This is a genomic window from Sediminicoccus sp. KRV36 (assembly GCF_023243115.1).
Taxonomy (GTDB): Bacteria; Pseudomonadota; Alphaproteobacteria; order Acetobacterales; family Acetobacteraceae; genus Roseococcus.
This window is the reverse complement of sequence record NZ_CP085081.1, coordinates 417,050-437,791: the sequence shown is the minus strand read 5'-3', so window position 1 is coordinate 437,791 and position 20,742 is coordinate 417,050. Positions and strand designations below refer to the sequence as shown.

The window sequence follows — 20,742 nt, the reverse complement described above, 5'->3', positions numbered from 1 at the left end:
TCGTTTGCCCCGGCGGCCATGATCCGGCCCGGCGAGGCAGCCTCAGCCGCACCACTCCAGCACGACGCCCGGCGCCTCCGCCCGGCCCTGACGCGCGGCGTCGCGGTGCAGCGCCGCCAGCCAGCCGGCATCCCCCGCGGGCGGCATCTCGACCAATGCGAGCCAACCCGTGGCCGAAGCCGCGCCGGCCGGCAGGATACGCAGACGTGGATCCTGCGCGGCCAGGGCGTGCAGCGTCCGGATCAGCGATTCCGGCCATCCGGGCTCCAGCGTCACCACGCATTCGAAGGCGGCGGCGGTGCCCTCCAGGATACGGCGGATGGTCTGCGTCATGGCCTCCGGCACGGCGAGAATGCTGATGGAGGTGAAGGGGCAGGCCAGTTCCATCAATTCCGGGTCCGCCGGCTCTGCGGGCGGAATGGGCAGGGCCATGAAGGGTGTCTCGAAGCCGATCTCGGCCGTCTGGGGAGTTGCCAGCCGGGCCAGGGCGCGCGGCGGATGAAGCTGCAGCACCCCCGGCGTTTCAAGACGCAGCACCAGATCCAGACCGGCGGCACGCAACAGCCGGCCCTCCGCCTCGGTCAGCTGGAGGTCGAAGCGATGCAGCCTCGGCCGGGCCTCGGCCCTGATCTGCCGCAGCAAGCGTGGCTCCGGCCCATCCGCCACGGAAGCCTGGAGCAGGATGGAGACGTCCAGCCCGGCGGCGGCGTGCGGCGCATGCATCTCCAGCGCCATCCGGATCGGGCCCGCCCCCGCATCGGCCGAGAGGGCGAAGCCGATTTCCGCGCCATCGCCCTCGGCCCGGAGGTAAAGCCCGTATTCGGGCAACTCCCCGGGCGAGCGCTGCTGCGGGGTAATCGGTGTCACGAAAAGGCGCCCACCCATTCCCTGCGGGTCCAGGCTGCGCAGCCTCAGCCCCGGGGCGGGCCAGACCGGATCGGTTCCCGCAGACTCCTCCAGCGGGCCACGCCAATCGCGCAGATCAGGATTGGCGAGGGGGGAAAGCGAAGGTGGTGCGGGGGCGGCCGAAAGCTGCGCCTGCAAGGCGGCCAGCCGCTCCTGCGCGCCCCGGTCCTGCGGGGCCAGCGCCAGCAGGCGGCGCCAATGGGACCGGGCCGCGCGCAACGCGCCGGCGGCCTCGGCGGCCTCGGCCATGTGGCGCAGCGCTTCCTGGTCCTCGGGCCGGGCCTTGCGGGCCAGGGCCCATTCCGCGAGCCCCTCGGCCGAGCGGCCAAGCATGGCGAGGCTGCGCGCGCGCTTGGCCAGCCGCTCGCGAAAGGCCGAATCGCCGGGTCCGATTCCGGCCCAGAACTCCACCGCCTCATCATGGCGGCCCAGCGCCGTGGCGATGCGCGCCAGGATCACGAGGGCGCGGGGATGGCCAGGACTGCGCCGCAACGCCATGCGGGCGAGCCGTTCGGCAGGTTCCATCTCCTGCAACGCCAGATGTACGCGCGCGCGCAGTGACAGCAGGTCAAAATCATCCGGATTCGCCAGGATCCCCGCATCCAGCACGCGGGCCGCCTCGGGATAGTTCCGCTCGCCCTCGGCTTTGCGGGCGGCGGCCAGACATTCCCGCCGGGACAGGCGCGGCGGCGGCGCAACCGGCAGGGGGGATAGCGTGCGCTGCGGCCCGGCCGCGCCCGGCATCACCACTTCGCCAAGCGGCCATTCCCCGAAGGCCGCCGTGCAGCGCAATTCGAGGGTCGCGCCTGCCGGCGGCATCGGCTCAAGCGCCCGCAGATCGAAGGCGAAGCCATGCCTGCCATCGCCGATCCGGGCGCGGGCGAGGTCGGCCCGGGGCAGATCGGCCAGCTGGCGCGCGATGACGCGGCCGCCATGCAGCAATTCAACCAGCACGGCCTGGTCGGGGCGGGCCTGGTCCCAGGCCCAGCCCAGGCATTGTCCGGCCTGCACGCGCTCGGCCCGGCCGCGCAGCATGTGGAGCCGGCGCGGCAGCACGAGGGAGAGCTGGTCCAGCACCAGCATCAGCCCCTCCTGCTCGGCCTGCAGCAGGATGTCATGCGCGGTGCCATCCTGTGCCGCGATGGGCAGGGGAAATTCCAGGCCGCAGCCGCCGCCGGTCAGGCCGGTCAGTTCCAGATCCGGCCGCGGGCGGTCCGCGCGCTGGCGCATGGCCGGCTGGCCATCCAGCAGCAGATGACCGAAAAACCGCTCGGAGGGCCGGTCCGGATCCCAAAGCCAGGCGCGCAGCACGCCTTCGAAAACCCCATCAATCCGTCCGCGCAGAGCCATCAAGCATTCCCTCGCTGGCCGAGGAACTCCCTGGCAGGGGATGGCTGGCAAAAACGTGGAATGGCACCCCCGCCCCCCGGCATGGCAAACCTATCGGGAACGCACAAGTTCAGCGAGCCCCTCCTCAAGGGTGATGCTCGGCTGCCAGCCCAACTCGGCGCGCGCCTTCGTCGAGTCCCCCAAGGCGGTCTGCGCGCCCGGTGCCGCAGGATCGAGTTGGACCAGAAGGCGGCCCGTTGCCTGGCAATGCCCGGCCTCAAGGCGCCCCGCGCCGCGCCAGCCCAGTTCCGTGCCGAAATGGGCGAAGACGCGCCGCACCATCTCCCGCAGGGGATGGACCATGCCGCTGGCCAGGACGAAATCGCCCGGCTGCTCCTGCTGGAGCATCCGCCACATCGCCTCGGCATAGTCGCGCGGATGCCCCCAATCCCGCTTTGCATCGAGATCGGCGAGAAGCACGGGGCCAGCGCTGCCCTCGGCCAAAGCGGCCACACCCTGCAGGATGTACTGGCTGAGCGCGTGCGGCGCGCTCCGGGCGCTGTCATGCGGAAAAAGGATGCCGCTGGAGGCATGCATCCCATGCCTCTCGCGGGCCTGGGCCACCATCCAGCGGGCCTGCAGACGCGCCACGCCCAGCGCCGAATCCGGCCGCGGCGCGGTCGCTTCAGTGACCGGCGCATCACCGCCGCTGCCGAACATCTCATGGCCCGAGGCCTGGAACAGCCGCAGGCGCCCCGTTGCGTCATGCAGGCGGACAGCGTCCAGCAGCCGCTGCGTGCCCAGCGCCACAAGATCAGCCACCTGGTGCGGAATGCTCGACGGGGGCAGGCTCGGCCCGGCCAGGTTGTAAACCTCGTTCGGCTGAGCGCGCTGCAACACGCGCAGCAGGCTGCCCAACTCGGTCAGATCACCCTGATGGAGATGCAGATTTGTGCCTGCGCGAAGGGCCTTGAGGTGATCCGTGCTCGGCAGCGAGATGCGTCGGCTCACCCCATGCACGACATAGCCCCGAGCCAGGAGAAATCGCGCGAGACTGGTGCCGTCCTGACCCGCGATGCCGATGATCAAAGCGACTGGGGCAGTCATCTCAGCTCCCATGGACACTCCTGGCAGGAGCGTCGCTGTAGGAATAGCGGAGGATTTCGGTCATTGCCAGCGCAAGAAAGGCGAGCAGGGAAGGATCTCTCCCCGCCCATGCCCTGGCGATCGGGCGGCCCCCTTAACCCAAGGCCGCCACGCAAGCTTCAGTGATGGGCGATCTCGCCTGCGCCGGCGACATAGATCGACACGAAGAGGAAGAGCCACACCACGTCCACGAAATGCCAGTACCAGGCGGCGGCCTCGAAGCCGAAATGCCGTTCCGGCGTGAATTGCCCGGCCATGGCGCGGAACAGGCAGACAGCCAGGAAAATGGTGCCGACGATGACGTGGAACCCGTGGAAACCCGTCGCCAGGAAGAACACCGAAGGGTAGACGCCGCCGGTAAAGGCGAAGGGCGCCATGCTGTATTCCCAGGCCTGAAGCCCGGTGAAGGCCATGCCGAGCACCACCGTCAGCGCGAGGCCGATGATCAGGTTCTTGCGATCATTCTCCAGCAGCGCGTGATGTGCCCAGGTCACCGTGCAGCCCGAGAGCAGCAGGATCATGGTATTCAGGAAGGGCAGGCCCCAGGGGTCAAAGGTCTTGACGCCAGCCGGCGGCCAGATCGCGGTGGCGGCGCCGGAGACATGGTCCGGATAGAGTGCGAAGTGGAAATAGGCCCAGAAGAAGGCCACGAAGAACATGACCTCGGAGGCGATGAAAAGGATCATGCCGTAACGCAGACCCAGGCGCACCACCGGGGTATGCAGCCCGGCCGTCCGGCTCTCCTTCAGCACATCGCGCCACCAGCCGAACATGCAGACCAGGACGCTGGTGCCACCCAGCGCCAACACCCAGTTTCCGCCGCCATGCGCCAGCACGATGATGCCAAGCAGCATGGTACCGGCGGCGAAAGCGGCCAGGATCGGCCAGAAAGACGGCTCGACCAGGTGGTATGGGTGCTTGTAGGGGCTCGCGCCCTCGGCGTTGCTGGCCATCACTCGTCCTGCGATTGATCCCCCGGGGGCCGAGAGGGCGCCGGGGCGTTGCGGCGCACAATCCCGGAAAACGGCCCCGTGATCAAGGGTGGCCAGCCAGAACCGGGCGATCCGCCATCGGCGTTCAGCGATGGGCCGGCATGGATCCGCTAGCGCGGCCGGCCCACATGCGGCCCCGCATTGGCCAGGGCGCCCGCGCGCTCCGCGTCATTCAGGCTGCGGAAGAAGGTATAATTGATGCTGATGGTGCGGATGCCGCGCGTCGCCGGGTCCTCGGCGATTCGCGGATCCACCCAGAAGGCGAGCGGCATGTCCACCGACTGGCCGGGCTCCAGCGTCTGTTCCTCGAAGCAGAAGCAGGCCGTCTTGTGGAAGTATTTCGCGGCCACATCCGGCGTCACATTATAGGTCGAGATGCCCGTGACCGGCGTCGCGCCCAGGTTGCGCGCCACGTAGAAGGCCAGCGCCTCCTCCCCCACGCGCAACTGCACGGAGGGCTGCTGCGCCTCGAAGCGCCAGGGCAGGTTCGGCTGCGTCTGGGCGTTGAACCGCACCGTGACGGTGGCGGTGCCAGGTGCCACCGGCGCGGCCTGGCCGATCATCGGCGTGCCGCCAAAGCCCGTGGCACGGCAGAACAGGTCATATAGCGGCACGGCGGCGAAGCTGACCCCCACCATCAGCGCGACAAAGCCGAAGGCCGCGAAGCCGATGCGGCGATTTTTCCGGGCGAGGACCTCTTGCGGCGTCATGCCGGTGATCTGGCCCCTCGGGCGGAGGGACGCAAGCCTCTGGCCGGGTGTCGCCGCGTTAAGCCTTTCGCAACGCGGCATGCGGCACTTTCTGCCCAGGGCGCAGGATGGGCCCCCGGGAGATTTGGATGTCTTGTTGCAGCGCGCCGTGCCGGATGGTGCCATGCAGGATCTGATCGCACAGCTGCGCGGGCTGGGCCGGATCCAGATGCTGGCCCTGGCGGGCACGGCCATCGGCGTTCTCGGCCTGATCATCTTCCTGGTGATGCGTGCGGGCACCCCGGCGATGGGCCTGCTGTATGGGGAGCTCGAAAGCCGCGATGCGGGTGCGGTGGTGGCCGCGCTGGAGCGTCAGCGCGTGCCCTACCGGCTGGCGGCGGGCGGCATGCAGGTGCTGGTGCCGGCCGAGGATGTGCCACGGCTGCGCCTTTCCCTCGCCCGCGAGGGGCTGCCGGCCGGCGGCTCCATCGGCAATGAGCTGTTCGACCGCAATGAGAGCCTGACCACCACGCCGTTCCAGCAGGAGATGAACCGCCTGCGCGCCATGGAGGGTGAGCTGGCGCGCAGCATCCGCGGCCTGAGCGGCGTGCGCGCCGCCCGCGTCCATCTGGTACTGCCCCGCCGCGAGGCCTTCTCGCGCGAGCGGGCGGAAGCCCAGGCCAGCGTGCTGCTGACCATGCAGGGCGCGCAGCGCCTGGATCGGGAGGGGGTGCAATCCGTGCTCCACCTCGTCGTCACCGCCGTTCCGGGGCTGCGCGCCCAGAACGTCTCCATCGTGGACAGCCGCGGCGAATTGCTGGCGCGCGGCGGCCAGGCGCTGAGCGGGCCGGCCGGTGCCCAGACCCAGGAGGAGTTGCGCCGCGGCCAGGAAGCCCGCCTCTCCCGCGCTGTCGAGGAAATGCTGGAGCGCGTGCTGGGCCACGGCCGCGTCCGCGCCGAAGTCGCCCTCGACATGGATTTCGACCGGGTGGAAACCCGGGAGGAGCGCTTCGACCCCGAGAACCAGGTGGCCCGCAGCACGCAGTCCAGCAACGAAACCAGCCGCACGCTGGATAGCGCTGCCGTCGGCGTGGCGAACAACCTGCCGGGCGCGGAAGCCGCATCGGGCGGCGGCGGCAACCAGGAGAGCCGCCAGGAGGAGACCTCCAATTTCGAGATCGGCCGCACCATCCGCAACGTCCTGCGCGAGCATCCCGTCACCCGGCGCCTGACCGTCGCCGTCCTGGTGGATGGCGTGACCGAGACGCGCCCCGACGGCTCCGCAACCAGGCGCGAGCGCACGCCCGAGGAGCTGGCCCGCATCGCGGCCCTGGTGCGCAACGCCGTGGGTTTCAGCGAGCCGCGCGGAGACCGGGTCGAAGTCGTTTCCATGCCCTTCGCCGAGCCCGGCGATGGTTCGCGCGAAACCGGGCCGCTCGGCCTGGATATCCCGCCGGCGGTGCTGGCACGGCTGCTGGAAACGGCGGTGATTGGCCTGCTGATCCTGCTGACGCTGCTGCTGGTGGCCCGCCCGGTGGCCCGCAAGCTTTCGCTCTCGCTCAACCCGACGCCCGCCCTGGCGGGCATGGGTGGCGCGGCGCTGGAGGGTGGCGGCGATCAGGCCGCCATCCCGGGTCAGCCCGGCGATCCCAGCCTGCCGGGCGGGGAACGCCCCGCCGGTCTCCTGGCCGGCCAGGATGGCGCCGATGATGAAGCCATGGTCCATCTGGCCCATGTCCAGGGGCAATTGCGGGCCTCCTATATCAGCCGCATCACCTCGCTGGTGGACAGCCACCCGGAAGAGGCGCTGGCGGCCGTGCGCCGCTGGCTGGCGCCGGAGGAAGAGGCGTGAGCGCCCGGACCAAGCTGCGCGGAACGCAGAAGGCCGCGATCCTGATGCTCGCCCTGGGCGAGGAGCATGCCACGCGCTTCTTCGCCCGGCTGCATGAGGATGAAATCCGCGACCTCTCCCACGCCATGTCCCAGCTCGGCTCGGTCTCCGCCGAGACGGTGGCGGCGATCTGCGATGAATTCGCCGCCCAGATCGGCCAGGCGGGCAGCCTCATCGGCTCCTATGAGAACACGGAACGGCTGCTGCTGCGGACCCTGCCGCCCGAAAGGGTGAACCAGATCATGGAGGAAATCCGGGGTCCGGCCGGCCGCACCATCTTCGACAAGCTCGGCAATGTGAATGAGACGGTGCTGGCGAACTACCTGAAGAATGAATACCCGCAGACCGTCGCCGTCGTGCTGACCAAGGTGAAGCCCGATCACGCGGCGCGCGTCCTCTCCCTGCTGCCCGATGGCTTCGCCATGGAGGTCGTGATGCGGATGCTGCGCATCGACAATGTGCAGAAGGAGGCGCTGGAAGGCGTCGAGCGCACGCTCAAGATGGAGTTCATGTCGAACCTCGCACGCTCCACGCGGCGGGACGCGCATGAGATGATGGCCGATATCTTCAACGGCCTGGATCGCCAGGCCGAGAGCCGCATCATGGCCGCGCTGGAAGAGCGCAACTTCGAATCGGCCGAGCGTATCCGCGCGCTGATGTTCACCTTCGATGACCTCAAGCGCCTCGATCCGGCCGGGCTGCAGACGCTGCTGCGCTCGGTCGAGAAGGAACGCCTCACCCTCGCGCTGAAGGGCGCGGCCGAGGAGATGCGGGACCTCTTCTTCCGCAACATGACCGAGCGTGCCGCCAAGCTGCTGCGCGATGACATCACCGCCCTCGGCCCGGTGCGGCTGAAGGATGTGGATGAGGCGCAGGCGGCCGTCGTCGCCGCCGCGAAGGACCTCGCCGCCCAGGGGCAGATCCAGCTTTCGGAGGGCAAGGATGACCAGCTCGTTGAATGACCATGACACTCGGCAGGAGGCCGCATGAGCGACGCCACGGATGATTTCGAACCGGCGACACCCGGCACGCCGCTGGGCGGCGAGCGCGCGGCCAGCCTGCCGCGTGACCTGGAGGCGGTCTATGACATTCCCGTGCAGGTCAGCGCCGTGCTGGGACGTGCCACGATGCAGGTGAGCCAGCTGCTCAAGCTCGGCCGTGGCGCCGTGGTGGAGCTGGACCGCAAGCTGGGCGAGGCGGTGGATATCTACGTCAATAACCGCCTGGTCGCGCGCGGCGAGGTGGTGATGGTGGAGGATAACCGCCTTGGCATCACCATGACGGAAATCGTCAAGGCGGATCGCGGGATATGACGCGGCTGCTGATCATCGGCTCGCTCTCAGGCGAATTGGGGCATGCGGCGCGGATCGCTTGCGCCCGCGGCGCGCAACTGACCCAGGTGGAGGGGGTGACGGCCGGCCTCGAAAGGCTGCGTGGCGCGGGCGCCGACCTGATCCTGGCCGATGCCGCGCATGATCTGCCCTGGCTGCTGGAGCGTCTGGCGGAGGAGCGCATCGCCACCCCCCTTATCGCCTGCGGGCGCAATGCCGATGCCGATGCGGTGCTGCGCGCCATTCGGGCCGGCGCGCGGGAATTCCTGCCGCTGCCGCCCGAGGCCGAGCTGATCGCCGCCATGCTGGAGGCGGTCACGGCGGCGCATGACGCGCCGGTCTGCCGGGATCCGGTGATGCGCGCGCTGCTGGCCCGCGCCGAGCAATTGGCGCGGGCCGAAGCCTCGGTGCTGATCACCGGTGAGAGCGGCACCGGCAAGGAGGTGCTGGCGCGGCACATCCATACGGCGTCCAGGCGCGCGCGCGGCCCCTTCGTGGCCCTCAACTGCGCGGCCCTGCCCGAGGCGCTGCTGGAAAGCGAATTGTTCGGCCATGAGCGCGGCGCCTTCAGTGGCGCGGTCGCCGCGCGCAAGGGAAAATTCGAGCAGGCCGAGCGCGGCACGTTGCTGCTGGACGAGATCGGCGAGATGGAACTGCGCCTGCAATCCAAGCTGCTGCGCGCCATCCAGGAGCGCGAGGTGGACAAGCTCGGCGGCACGCAGCCAGTGAAGGTGGATGTGCGCATCCTGGCTGCTACCAACCGCGACCTGCAGGCCGAAGTGCGCGCCGGGCGCTTCCGCGAGGATCTCTATTTCCGCCTGAATGTGGTGCAGCTGCGCATCCCCCCCCTGCGCGAGCGCAGCGAGGACATCCTCCCGCTCGCCGAGCATTTCGCCGAACGCTACGCGACCGCCAATGGCCTGCCCGCGCGGCGATTGGCGCCCGCCGCCGCCGCGCGGCTCATGGCACACCCCTGGCCCGGCAATGTGCGGGAGTTGGAAAATGCCCTGCACCGCGCCGTGCTGCTCGCCTCCGGGCATGAGATCGGCACGGACGCCATCGAGCTTGGCGGTGGGCCGGAAGCAAGCCCCGAAAGCCTGGCCATCGGGCCAGCGGCGGCACCAGCGCCGCTCCATCCGCCGGCCGCCCATCCCATCGCCGCGCTGGTGGGCCGCCGCATGGAGGAGGTGGAGCGCGAACTCATCCTGGAGACCCTGGGCCGGTGCCTGGGTAATCGCACACGGGCGGCGGAAATCCTGGGCATCTCCATCCGCACGCTGCGCAACAAGCTCGCCGAATATCGCGGCCAGGGCGTGAATGTCCCGCTGGCGCCGGGGCAGCTGCCGGATAGTTGGCGCGTCGCGTGAACAGCCTCAGCATCCCCCCCTGGCTGCGCCATCTGCGCCTCTCCTCCGAGGCTGTGCTGGTGGCGGGCGTCGTGCTGGTCATGATCATCCTGATCGTGCCCTTGCCGGCCGTGCTGCTGGATGCGGCGCTGGCGCTGAACATCGTCGCCTCCGTGCTGATGCTCATGGTGGCGCTGCTGCTGACGCGGCCGCTGGATTTCCAGTCCTTCCCGCAATTGCTGCTGATCACCACGCTGTTCCGGCTGGGCCTCAATGTCGCCACCACGCGCGCCATCCTCGCCAATGGGCATGAGGGGCCACAGGCGGCGGGCGGCGTGATCGCGGCCTTCGGCAATTTCCTGATGAGCGGCGATATCCTGGTGGGGATGATCGTCTTTGCCATCCTGCTCATCGTGAACCACGTCGTCGTCTCCAAGGGTGCTGGCCGCATTGCAGAAGTCGCCGCGCGCTTCCACCTGGACGCCATGCCCGGCAAGCAGATGGCGATCGACGCCGACCTCTCCGCCGGCACGATCGACGAGAACCAGGCACGCCAGCGCCGCCGCGAACTCCAGGAGGAAAGCGGCTTTCACGGCGCCATGGATGGTGCCTCGAAATTCGTGAAGGGCGATGCCATCGCCGGGCTGATTTCCACCTTCATCAATCTGCTGGGCGGCCTGGCCATCGGCATCGGGCGCCACGGGCTGAGCTTCGGCGACGCGGTGGAAACCTATTCCATCCTGACCGTGGGCGATGGGTTGGTGGGCCAGATTCCGGCCCTGCTGGTCAGCGTTGCCGCCGCCATCGTCGTCACCAAGGCGGCGCGGGATGAGCAGGCTGACCAGATCATGGCGCGCGAATTGACCGGCTGGAAGCCGCTCGCCATCGCCTCCGGCTCCTCGGTGGTCATGGGGGCCATGCCGGGCATGCCGATGCTGCCCTTCCTGGCCATCGCCGGCGCCACCGGCGCTGCCGCCTGGTTGCAGCGCAAGGCCAGCCTGGCGGAGCCGGTCCTGCCGGAGGAACCACCCCAGCTGCCGACCGAGCCCGCCGTCTCGGAGGCGCTGCGGATGGATCTGCTGCGGCTCGAACTGGGCTATGGCCTGCTCGCCCTTGCCTCGGGTGAGGCGCCGCGCCTGACCGAGCAGATTCGCGGGCTGCGCCGCTCCATCGCGCAGGAGATGGGCTTCGTCCTGCCCTCCGTCCGCATCCAGGACAATCTGGACCTGGCGCCGGACACCTACATCCTGCGCGTCAAGGAGATCGAGGCCGCGCGCGGCACGCTGCGGCCGCCCCTGCACCTGGCCATCAACCCCGAAGGCGGCCTGCCCGATCTGCCGGGCGAAAAAACCAGCGAGCCGGCCTTTGGGCTCCCGGCGCTCTGGATCGAGGAAACCCTGCGCGAGGAGGCGCTGGCGCGTGGCTGCACCGTGGTGGATTGCGCCGGCGTGCTGGCCACGCATCTGACCGAGGTGGTGCGCGAAAACATGAGCGAGCTGCTCTCCTACAGCGAGACGGTGAAGCTGCTGGATGAACTGCCGCGCGAACAGCAGAAGCTGGTGCAGGATCTGATCCCGAGCCAGGTGAGCATCGGCCTGCTGCAACGCCTGCTCCAGGCTCTCCTGGCCGAGCGCGTCTCCATCCGCGACCTGCCGACCATCCTGGAAGGCCTGCAGGAGGCGGCGGCGGCCAATATGCGTTCGCTCCCGCAAATGCTCGGCATCGTGCGGATGCGGTTGAGCCGGCAACTCTCCGAGGCGTCGCGCGGGGCACAGGGCTATGTGCCCATCATCATGCTCTCGCCCGAATGGGAGGTAGCCTTCACCGAATGCCTGGCCGGTCCGCCCGAGGACCGGCAATTGGCCATGGAGCCCGCCCGCCTGCAGGCCTTCATGCAGCGGCTGCGCGACGTGCTGGATGCGCAGGCGGCACAGGGTGAGCATCCGGCGCTGCTCTGCTCGGGCGCGCTGCGCCCGCATCTGCGCGCCATCGTGGAACGCTTCCGGCCGAGCATGGCCGTGCTCTCCCAGGCGGAGATCCACCCGCGGGTGCGCATCCGCAGCCTGGCCAGCGTCTAGGCCATGCGGCTTCGGGTGTTTCACGCGCGCAACGCGACCCTCGCCCTCTCCGCCGTGCGCGACGCGCTGGGCGAGGATGCGGTGGTGCTCAGCACGCGCCGCGTGGGCGGCGGCGTGGAAGTCACCGCCGCACTCGACCTCGCGGAACCCGAGCTGATCCCGCCGGAGCCGGAGGCGGCGCCGCCTGAGCTGGCGCGGCACAATCTTTCGCCCGGGCTGGGTGAATCCTTCGCGGGGCTGGATCTGGCGGCCGCGCTGGGGGCGCGGCTTGTCTTCGAAGCTCTGCCCGAGGATCGGCCGATCCTGCTGGTCGGCCCGCCCGGCGCCGGCAAGACATTGACCTGCGCCAAGCTCGCCGCCCGCGCGACGATGGCCGGGCAGCCGCCCATCGTCGTCACGGCGGATGGCGCCCGGGCCGGCGCGGTGGAGCAATTGGCCGCCTTCACCCGGCTGCTGCGGCTGACACTCGCCGTGGCCGCCGTGCCGGAAGCCCTGGCCAAGGCCGTGCAAGCGCGTGAGCCCGGCCAGCTGGCCCTGGTGGATGGCTTCGGCTGTGACCCCTTCGACGATGCCCAGGCCGAGCGGCTGCACCGGCTGATCCGCGCCGCCGACGCCACCCCCGTCCTGGTCCTGCCCGCCGGGCTGGATGCCGAGGAAAGTGCGGAGATCGCCCGCGCCTTCCATATGCTCGGCGCCCGGCATCTGCTGCCGACCCGGCTCGACATGGCGCGCCGGCTGGGGGGCGTGCTCTCGGCCGCCTGTGTCGGCCTCGCACTGACCGAGGCGGGCATCGGTCCGCAGGTGGCGCATGGGCTGCAACCGCTTTCCGCTGACTGGCTGGCTGCGCGGCTGGCCCAAGGACGGATGGCGCAAGGGCGGATGGCGCAAGGGCGGATGGCACAGGGCCTGCACCGGGAGAATACCGCATGAATTCCCCAAAGCTGATCGCCTTCGCTTCCGGCAAGGGCGGCGTGGGCAAGACCTGCCTCGCCATCGGCCTCACCCAGGCCCTGGCGGAAGCGGGCAGACGCGTGGCGCTGGTGGATGGCGATCTCGGCCTCGCCAATGTGGATGTGCAGCTGGGTCTCGACCCACCTTGCGATCTGGGCGATGTCCTGGCTGGCCGTTGCCCGGCCGCGGCCGCTCTGCTGCCCCATGCCGGCGGCTTCGCCGTGCTGCCCGGGCGCTCAGGCTCGGCCGCGCTGGCCGGGCTGGATGGCGCGGCGCTGCGCGGCTTCGCCGCCATGCTGCGGGACCTGCCGCTGGATTGGGTGGTGCTTGATCTGGGGGCGGGCATCGGCGCGGCGCAGCGCGGGCTGGCAGCAGCCGCCGATCTGCTCATCGTCGTCGCCACGGAGGAGCCGACCTCGCTCACCGATGCCTATGCCGTGCTGAAGCTGCACCGGCGTGATGCGCCAGAGGGCAAGGCCGGGCTGCTGGTCAATATGGCGGCCCAGCCGGGCCGCGTGCATGCGGCGCTCGACGCGGCCTGCCGCGGCTTCCTTGGCCAGGGGCTGCCCTTGCTCGGCGCGGTGCGGCGCGACCCGCGCGTGCCGGCGGCCATCCGCGCCCAGGCGCCGCTGCTGACGCGCCACCCCAACACCCACGCCGCCGAAGATTTGCGACGCCTGGCGGCGGCGCTGCCCCGCCTGATGGGAGAGCGACAAGCCGCGTGATCTCGCGTAAACGCCGCCCATGTCCACCGAATCCGAACGCCAGGCGCGGCGCGTGCAGCGCTATTACCGCTGGCTTGATGGCCTCTCCTTCTACCGCGAGAGACGGGCGGCGGGGGAGGCGGTTCATCCGGTACACCGCGCGCTGGCCGATCCGGATGGCGGCCCGCCCTCCCCCCTGGTGATCCATCGCCTGATGCTGGAGGGCGTGGCCCTTCCTGACGCGCCGCGCGTGCTCGATGCCGGCTGCGGCTACGGCGCCACCATGCTGGATCTGGCGCCGAAGCTGGGTGGGGACTGGACCGGCCTCACCCTCTCGCCCGAGCAGGCGGCGCGCGGCAATGCGGCCATCGCCGAAGCGGGGCTGAGCGATCGGGTCCGGGTGGTGGTGCGCTCCTATGACGTCCCGCCCGATGGGCCATTTGACCTGATCTACGGCATCGAGAGCCTGATCCACAGCGCCGATCCGGCGGCGACCCTGGCTGGCCTGGCACGGCAATTGGCGCCTGGTGGGCATGTGCTGGTGGTGGATGACATGCCGGAAGCAGCCCTGCCGCCCGAGCCGGCCGGGCGCCTCGCTGAGTTCAAGCGCTTCTGGCGCTGCCCGGTGGCGCCGGAGCGCGCTGGCTGGATCGCAGCCCTGCAGGCATCCGGGCTGGAACTGGTGGCCGAGCAGGATCTGAACCCCCTTCTCCAGGTGCGCGGCATGCCGGCGGTGGCGCCCCGGCTTGCGGAGCTGCGCCGCAAGGCCTGGCTGCCACACCTGCTGGGCCTGGGCGTGCGGGCCGAAGCCGAAATCGGCGGCCTGCTGCTGGAGACGCTGCAAACCGAAGGCTGGGTGCGCTATCGGCTGCTGGTGGCACGGCGCGCGCCCAGCCCGCCTTGAGCGCCGCTGGCCCGAAGCGCGTTTGACCGCAGGGTTGCGTCATCCCCACAGCAGACACGCCCGCCCGATCGCGTGGCGCGTCATTGCAGCCGGAAATGCACCGAGGTGCGAATGGTGCCCGCCACCGCATCGCCATCCCGCATGGCCGGCCGGAAGCGCCAGTCCTGGACAGCCCGGCGCGCCGCCGCGTCCAGCATGGGCGAGCCCGAGCTGCGGGCCACGGTCACGCTGACGACCTTCCCATCCGCACCGATGGCAAGCTCAAGCCCCACCGTGCCCTGCTCACCCCGCAACCGCGCGGCCTCGGGATAGGGCGGGGCCGCGTTCTGGTAGCGTGCGTCGGGCCCCGGCGGGACCACGGCGCCCGTGGCGCGGCCAATGCCGGCGACGCTTTGCGCCGCATTCTGCTCACCCTGGCTGCTGGCCTCACTGGGTGGCTGGCTGCGTGACGCCGGGCGTGGCGGCGGCGCCGGCCTTGGCCGGGGGGGCGGCGGGCGTGGTGGCTCCGGGCGTGGTGGCTCAGGCGGTGGCGGCTCGGGTGGTGGCGGCTCAGGCGGCGGCGGCTCGGGCGGCGGCGGCTCGGGCGGAGCCACGGGGGGCGGCGCCACCTGTAGATCCGGCGTGGGAAGTTCGAGCGGCGCGAGGTCGATCGGCGGGGGAACCGGCGCCTGCGCCATCATCTGCGGCACCGGCGGCGGAACGCTGGGCACCGAAGGGGGCGCCACGGGGGAGGGCGGCTCCGGCGGTGCCTCAGCGGTCGCGGGGGCCGCGACCTCGGGCGGGGCGCCGGGCGCCGCGGGGGCTTCGGCATCACTGACCGCTTCCGCGGCGGCCTGGTCCCAGACGATTTCCACGCCACGTTCGGGCGGCGCATCCTCCGGCGGCGGGCGATGGACCAGCCAGACCAGCCCGGCCAGGGAGGCCCCGTGCAGCAGGAACGAGGCCAGCGCGGCAGCGCTGAAACGCGCGCTCCGCCTGGGAACGGCCCAAGGCTTGCCCGGCGTCACAGAACCAGCACCCCGCTGTGCTTCGCCTTGGTGTCGGGTTCCACATGGATGGTGATGATGGCGCTGCCGAGCTCGGCCTTCAGCGCCGCCTCCACCCGGTCGCAGATCGCATGCGCCTCCACCACGCGCATTTCACCGGGCACCACCAGATGGAACTCGATGAAGGTGGAGCGCCCCGCCTGGCGTGAGCGGATGTCATGCGCCTCGATCGCGCCTTCGGCCTCGGCTGCGACGGTGGCGCGGATGCGGGCCAGAAGCTCGGGCGAGAGCGCCTCATCCATCAGGCCGCCGACACTCTCGCGCACCAGCCGCGCGCCGCTGAACAGGATGTTCACCGCCGTCAGCGCCGCCAGCAGCGGATCCAGCCAGAGCAGCCCCGTGGCGAGCGCCAGCGCAACGCCGATCAGAACGCCAACGGAGGTGACGACATCCGCCAGCAAATGCCGCGCATCAGCCAACAGCGCGGGCGAACGAAGGCGCCGGCCCTGCTTGAACAGCACGGCGCACCAGGCTGCATTCACCGCCGTCGCGGTCATCGCAACGCCGAAGGCGATCAGCGAAAGGACGGGCGTGCGCGGCGCATTCCAGACCGACCAGCATTCGTGCAAAATCACGAAGGCCGCGACCAGGATCAGCGCGCCTTCCAGCACCGCGGAAAAATACTCGGCCTTGTCATGGCCATAGGGGTGGTTCGCATCAGCTGGCTGGGCCGCGTAATGCACCGCTACCAGGGCGGCGATGGCGGCAGCCACATTGACCACGCTTTCCAGCGCATCGGCGAACAGGGCCACGCTGCCGGTCAGCCACCAGGCGACCAGCTTCATCGCCAGGACGGCGAGGGCAATGGCAACACTGCCTGCCGCGAGGGGCACGGCGCGGGTCAAACTCTTCCTCATCGCTGCGGCGGGAGAACACCCTCTAGCCCATTCCGTCCAGCCCGCGAAGCGGCGGGGCCGTGACGGGCAACTCCGCAACTTCCGCCCTCATCCGGCATGGCTGGCGCCGGATCACGGGGGCCCTGCGCGCCGGCCGCGCCCATAGGTCGGGACCGGCCTGGCCGTGACCTCCTCGAGCAATTGCCGAAGGTCCCTGCTCATCAGCGCGATGCGCGCCTCGGTCAGGTCCAGCATGGCATCGCGCCGCTCCAGATCTTCAATGGCGAGGCGCGCCTCGCCGAGAAACAGCGGGTCCAGCTCCGGCTCCCCGTCCAGCAGGCCGGCGGCGCGCCATTCGGCCACGATCTCCTCGGCGATATTGGGCTCGCCCGGCGCATCACGGCGCGTCAGATAGCGCCAGACCGTGGGCGGAAACAGGCTGGATTGGGCAGGCTGCCGATGAATTTCGGCCAGCAGGTTGGTGCGCGTGCGCAAGAGGCCACTGGTGCTGCCGAACAGCAAGGTGCTCGCCACCGCCGCCTCCGCCGAGCCACCGATGATACCCACCGTATCGCCCGCCGCGGCTGCCCCCGCGAGCGAGAGCCCACCGGTCAAGGCGGCGGTGCCAGCGCCGATGAGGATGCCGGCCAGGCCCAGATTGCGCGCGCGCCGCGTCTCATTGCGCTGCAGCTGCCCGCGCAGCTGGTCGGCGCGCTCGCCCTCGCAATCAATCGTCGCGAGTGTCGCCTGGACATCGAGCAAAGCGAGCAGCACGCGGTCCGTCACCGCCTGCCGCGCCAGGATGACCGGCACGCCATTGCCGGGCCGGCGTTCCGTGTCGATGAGCGCCTGCATCCGGCCCAGAACGCCGATGGCCTCGGCCGTCTCGATCGCATCGGCGGAAAATCCGCCGGCCAGCAAGCGGCTGGCTTCGCCAGGGCCGGGCGGCGGCAGGCTTGGCACCGCCTGGCGCAGCCGAGCCGCGCAGAAACTGTCGCTCACATCCACGATCCGGCGCTCCCCCAGCCCGCAGCCCAGAAGCGGCAGCGTGCAGACCAGGAGAAGCGCCGGACGCACCGTCAGACCGAGAAGTACTTCGCGCGCGGATGGTGCAGCACGATGGCGCTGGTGCTCTGCTCCGGATGGAGCTGCCATTCATCGCTGATGTCCACACCGATGCGCTTGGCGTCCAGCAGTTCCAGGATGGGCGCCTGGTCCTCCAGCTTCGGGCAGGCGGGATAGCCGAAGGAATAGCGGCCGCCACGATAGCCCTGGCTCAGCATCTTCTCGATGTCACGCTCATCTTCGGAGGAGAAGCCGAGTTCGGCGCGGATGCGCTTATGCGTCACCTCGGCCAGCGCCTCGGCCATCTCCACCGAGAGCCCGTGCAGGTAGAGGTAATCCTGGTAGCGGTTTTCCTCGAACCATTCGCGCGCCATGTCGGAGGCCTTCTGGCCGACCGTCACCACCTGGAGGCCGATCACGTCACGCTCGGCATCGTCAATGTCGCGCACGAAATCGGCGATGCAGTCGCCATCCTCCTTGGGCTGGCGCGGCATGTTGAAGCGCGCCACCTCCGTCGTCCCGTCCTGCTCGAACAGGATCAGATCATTGCCCTGGCCCGCGCATTTCCAGTAGCCGTAAATCGCCTGCGGCTTGAGGATCTTCTGCTCCTCCGTCAGGGCCAGCATGCGCTTGAGCACGGGGCGCAGCTCCTGCTTGGCCCACCCCAGGAAATCCTCGAGGCTGCGGCCGGCTTTGCGGAAGCCCCACTGGAATTGATACAGGCTGCGCTCATTGATGAAGGGCACCAGCGCCTTGGGGTCCGTCTCGATCACCTTGGCCCCCCAGAAGGGCGGCACGGGAACCGGAAGATTGGCCGTCTCGCGCCGGCGGCGCGTCTGCGCATAGGCCACATCGACGGGCGCGAAGCCGCGCGGATCGGCTGCGCCGAGCGTGCGCTTCTCATTGCGCGTCTTGCCCACGCGCTTGGACTGGATGGTGCCGAGATAGCCCTCGAAATCATTGCCCATCACCTTGTCCATCAGGTGCAGGCCGTCGAAGGCATCCCGCGCATAGACCACCTTGCCGCAGGCATAGGCCTGCACGCAGTCATCCTCCACATAGTTGCGCGTCAGCGCGGCACCGCCGAGCAGCACCGGAATGTCGATCCCCTGGCGGCTCATCTCCTCCAGGTTCTCGCGCATGACGACGGTGGATTTCACCAGCAGGCCGGACATGCCGATGGCATGGGCCTTGTGCTCCTTCGCCGCGGCGACAATGTCGTTCAGCGGCACCTTGATGCCGAGATTGACGACCTTGTAGCCGTTATTGGTGAGAATGATGTCCACCAGGTTCTTGCCGATATCGTGCACATCGCCGCGCACCGTACCGAGCACGATGGTGCCTTTCTCCTGGCCCTCGACGCGCACCATGTGGGGTTCGAGATAGGCCACGGCCGCCTTCATCGTCTCGGCCGATTGGAGCACGAAGGGCAGCTGCATCTTGCCGGCACCGAACAGCTCACCCACCACCTTCATGCCGTCCAGCAGCACGTCATTGATGATGGCGAGTGGCTCCATCCCCTCGGCCATGGCGGCGGCGAGCTCATCATCGAGGCCCTTGCGGTCGCCATCCACGATGCGGTCCTTCAGGCGGCCCTGCACGGTCGCCGCCTTCACCTTGGCGACATTGTCGGCGGCCTTGCGGCCGGAGAACATCTCCAGCAGCACCTGCAACGGGTCATACCCCTCGGTACGGCGGTCATAGATGAGGTCCTCCATGACCTTCACCTCCTCCGCCGGAATCTTGTGCAGCGGCTTGATCTTGGAGACGTGCACGATGGCGCCCGTCATGCCCGCCTTTACCGCGTGATCCAGGAAGACGCTGTTCAGCACATGCCGCGCGGCCGGGTTCAGGCCGAAGGAGATGTTGGAGAGCCCCAGCATGATCTGGATATCCGGGAACTTGTCCCGGATCATCCGGATGCCTTCGAGCGTCCAGAGGCCGAGCTTGCGGTCATCCTCATTGCCGGTCGCGATGGTGAAGGTCAGCGGGTCGATCATCAGGTCGGATTGCGGCAGGCCGTATTTGTTGCAGGCGAAATCCACCAGGCGCTCGGCGATGCGCAGCTTGTCCTCGGCCGTCTTGGCCATGCCGACTTCGTCAATGGTGAGCGCGATGACGGCGGCGCCGAATTTCTTGGCGAGCTTCATGCGGTCATGCGCCGCACCCTCACCTTCCTCGAAATTGATCGAGTTGATGATGGGCTTGCCGCCATGCAGCTTCAGCGAAGCCTCGATGACATTGGTTTCGGTGCTGTCGATCACCAGCGGGCTGTTCACGCTGGAGGTGAAGCGGGTGATCACCTCGCTCATCTCGAACATCTCGTTGCGGCCGACGAAGGCGGTGCAGATGTCCAGGGAGTTCGAGCCCTCGGCCACCTGCTCGCGGCCGATGGCGAGGCAGCCATCCCAGTCATTGGCTTCCTGCACGGCGCGCCATGCCTTGGAGCCATTGGCGTTGCAGCGCTCGCCGATGGAGAAATAGGAATTCTCCTGCCGCAGCGACGTCGCGGAATAGAGTGAGGCGACCGAAGGCACCCAATGATACTTGCGCTTCACCGGCGTCGGCCGGTGCTTCGCCCCGCCCAGGCGACGCAGCATGGCATCCTGGGCCGCGATATGCGGTGTCGAGGTGCCGCAGCAGCCGCCGATCAGGTTGAAGCCGTCTTCCACGACGAAGCGCTCCATCCAGACGGCCATTTCCTCCGCACCCAGCGGATAATGCGTCTTGCCATCCACCAGCTCCGGCAGGCCGGCATTGGGCTGCACGCTGAGCAGGCCGGGCCAGTTCTGGCTGAGCCAGCGCAGATGCTCCGCCATCTCCTGCGGGCCGCTGGCGCAATTCAGCCCCAGCAGCGGCACATCGAGCGAATGGATCACGGCGGCGGCGGCGGCGATGTCAGGCCCCACCAGCAGCGTGCCGGTGGTTTCCACCGTCACCTGCACGAAGATGGGGATGTCGCTCTTGGTCTTGGCCTTGGCAATCTTTGCCGCATTCACGGCGGCCTTGATGTAGAGCGTGTCCTGGTTCGTCTCGGTCAGGATGGCGTCGCAGCCGCCGGCGATCAGGCCAAGGCATTGCTCGGTCAGCGCCTCTTCCAGCGCGTCATAGGTGATATGGCCGAGGCTGGGCAGCTTGGTGCCCGGGCCGATATCGCCCACCACCCAGCGGTGACGGCCATCGGCGAAGCTCTCCGCCGCCTCGCGCGCCAGCTCCACGCCGAGCTTGTTGATCTCGAAGGCACGGTTGCCGAGCTCGAATTCCTCCAGCGTGATCGGGCTGCCGCCGAAGGTATTGGTCAGCACCATGTCGGCGCCCGCCTCGTAATAGCCGCGATGGATCTCGCGAATCAGCTCGGGGCGGGAGAGGGTCAGCACTTCGGTGCAATTCTCCTTGTCCCAGAAGTCCTTGATGATATCGAGGGTAAGCGCCTGCACACGGCTGCCCATGCCGCCATCACACAGCAACACGCGGTCATTCAGGGCATCGAGGAGGTGCGGACGAGCAGCCATGGGTCGGGTTCTTCTT

General features: G+C 69.3%; 16 protein-coding genes. 8 read left to right on the top strand and 8 right to left on the bottom strand.

What is annotated here, in order from left to right; genetic code table 11:
- Positions 1-42: 42 nt before the first annotated feature.
- The 4 genes from LHU95_RS02080 to LHU95_RS02065 form a co-directional block, all read right to left on the bottom strand.
- The gene (locus LHU95_RS02080) at positions 43-2,256 is read right to left on the bottom strand and encodes a tetratricopeptide repeat protein (protein WP_248709721.1); all 2,214 of its coding nucleotides are present in this window, start codon (positions 2,254-2,256) and stop codon (positions 43-45) included.
- A 90-nt stretch (positions 2,257-2,346) separates the two neighbouring features.
- Entirely contained in the window at positions 2,347-3,342 is a 996-nt protein-coding gene (locus LHU95_RS02075) for a GDP-mannose 4,6-dehydratase (RefSeq protein ID WP_248709720.1), read from the bottom strand.
- A 158-nt stretch (positions 3,343-3,500) separates the two neighbouring features.
- Positions 3,501-4,334, bottom strand: coding sequence for a cytochrome c oxidase subunit 3 (locus LHU95_RS02070; protein ID WP_248709719.1), 834 nt, complete (start codon positions 4,332-4,334; stop codon positions 3,501-3,503).
- A 149-nt stretch (positions 4,335-4,483) separates the two neighbouring features.
- Positions 4,484-5,083 (bottom strand): cytochrome c oxidase assembly protein, encoded by a 600-nt coding sequence (locus tag LHU95_RS02065; RefSeq protein WP_248709718.1) that lies wholly within the window; start codon positions 5,081-5,083, stop codon positions 4,484-4,486.
- 133 nt (positions 5,084-5,216) lie between these two features.
- Here LHU95_RS02065 and fliF point away from each other — a divergent pair, with 133 nt between their 5' ends.
- The 8 genes from fliF to LHU95_RS02025 are packed head-to-tail and all read left to right on the top strand — an operon-like array spanning position 5,217 to position 14,267.
- Positions 5,217-6,914 carry a flagellar basal-body MS-ring/collar protein FliF gene (gene fliF, locus LHU95_RS02060; RefSeq protein ID WP_248709717.1) on the top strand — a complete coding sequence of 566 codons (1,698 nt, stop codon included), beginning with the start codon at positions 5,217-5,219 and terminating at the stop codon, positions 6,912-6,914.
- Positions 6,911-7,915 carry a flagellar motor switch protein FliG gene (gene fliG / locus LHU95_RS02055; RefSeq protein ID WP_283094284.1) on the top strand — a complete coding sequence of 335 codons (1,005 nt, stop codon included), beginning with the start codon at positions 6,911-6,913 and terminating at the stop codon, positions 7,913-7,915. The genes fliF and fliG overlap by 4 nt, the downstream gene beginning before the upstream one ends.
- Before the next feature lie 24 nt (positions 7,916-7,939).
- Positions 7,940-8,266 (top strand): flagellar motor switch protein FliN, encoded by a 327-nt coding sequence (gene fliN / locus LHU95_RS02050; RefSeq protein ID WP_248709716.1) that lies wholly within the window; start codon positions 7,940-7,942, stop codon positions 8,264-8,266.
- Positions 8,263-9,651, top strand: coding sequence for a sigma-54 dependent transcriptional regulator (locus tag LHU95_RS02045; protein ID WP_248709715.1), 1,389 nt, complete (start codon positions 8,263-8,265; stop codon positions 9,649-9,651). Before fliN ends, LHU95_RS02045 begins: the two co-directional genes overlap by 4 nt.
- On the top strand, positions 9,648-11,708 hold the full coding sequence (flhA, locus tag LHU95_RS02040) for a flagellar biosynthesis protein FlhA (protein WP_248709714.1): 2,061 nt from the start codon (positions 9,648-9,650) through the stop codon (positions 11,706-11,708). Before LHU95_RS02045 ends, flhA begins: the two co-directional genes overlap by 4 nt.
- 3 nt (positions 11,709-11,711) lie before the next feature.
- Positions 11,712-12,638 (top strand): GTPase, encoded by a 927-nt coding sequence (locus tag LHU95_RS02035; RefSeq protein ID WP_248709713.1) that lies wholly within the window; start codon positions 11,712-11,714, stop codon positions 12,636-12,638.
- Positions 12,635-13,384, top strand: coding sequence for a P-loop NTPase (locus tag LHU95_RS02030; RefSeq protein WP_248709712.1), 750 nt, complete (start codon positions 12,635-12,637; stop codon positions 13,382-13,384). The genes LHU95_RS02035 and LHU95_RS02030 overlap by 4 nt, the downstream gene beginning before the upstream one ends.
- A gap of 19 nt (positions 13,385-13,403) precedes the next feature.
- The gene (locus LHU95_RS02025) at positions 13,404-14,267 is read left to right on the top strand and encodes a methyltransferase domain-containing protein (RefSeq protein WP_248709711.1); all 864 of its coding nucleotides are present in this window, start codon (positions 13,404-13,406) and stop codon (positions 14,265-14,267) included.
- A gap of 80 nt (positions 14,268-14,347) precedes the next feature.
- Here LHU95_RS02025 and LHU95_RS23320 read toward each other — a convergent pair whose 3' ends face one another.
- The 4 genes from LHU95_RS23320 to metH all read right to left on the bottom strand — a co-directional run bounded on the left by LHU95_RS23320 (position 14,348) and on the right by metH (position 20,726).
- A complete protein-coding gene (locus LHU95_RS23320) occupies positions 14,348-15,274 on the bottom strand; it encodes an energy transducer TonB (protein ID WP_283094283.1) in 927 nt (308 codons plus the stop codon).
- Positions 15,271-16,158: a cation diffusion facilitator family transporter gene (locus tag LHU95_RS02010; protein WP_248709710.1), complete on the bottom strand. Its 888-nt coding sequence runs from the start codon at positions 16,156-16,158 to the stop codon at positions 15,271-15,273. Before LHU95_RS02010 ends, LHU95_RS23320 begins: the two co-directional genes overlap by 4 nt.
- A gap of 123 nt (positions 16,159-16,281) precedes the next feature.
- Complete coding sequence (locus LHU95_RS02005; RefSeq protein WP_248709709.1) at positions 16,282-17,226, bottom strand: hypothetical protein; 945 nt, start codon at positions 17,224-17,226, stop codon at positions 16,282-16,284.
- A 2-nt stretch (positions 17,227-17,228) separates the two neighbouring features.
- Positions 17,229-20,726: a methionine synthase gene (metH, locus tag LHU95_RS02000; protein WP_248709708.1), complete on the bottom strand. Its 3,498-nt coding sequence runs from the start codon at positions 20,724-20,726 to the stop codon at positions 17,229-17,231.
- Positions 20,727-20,742 lie beyond the last annotated feature (16 nt).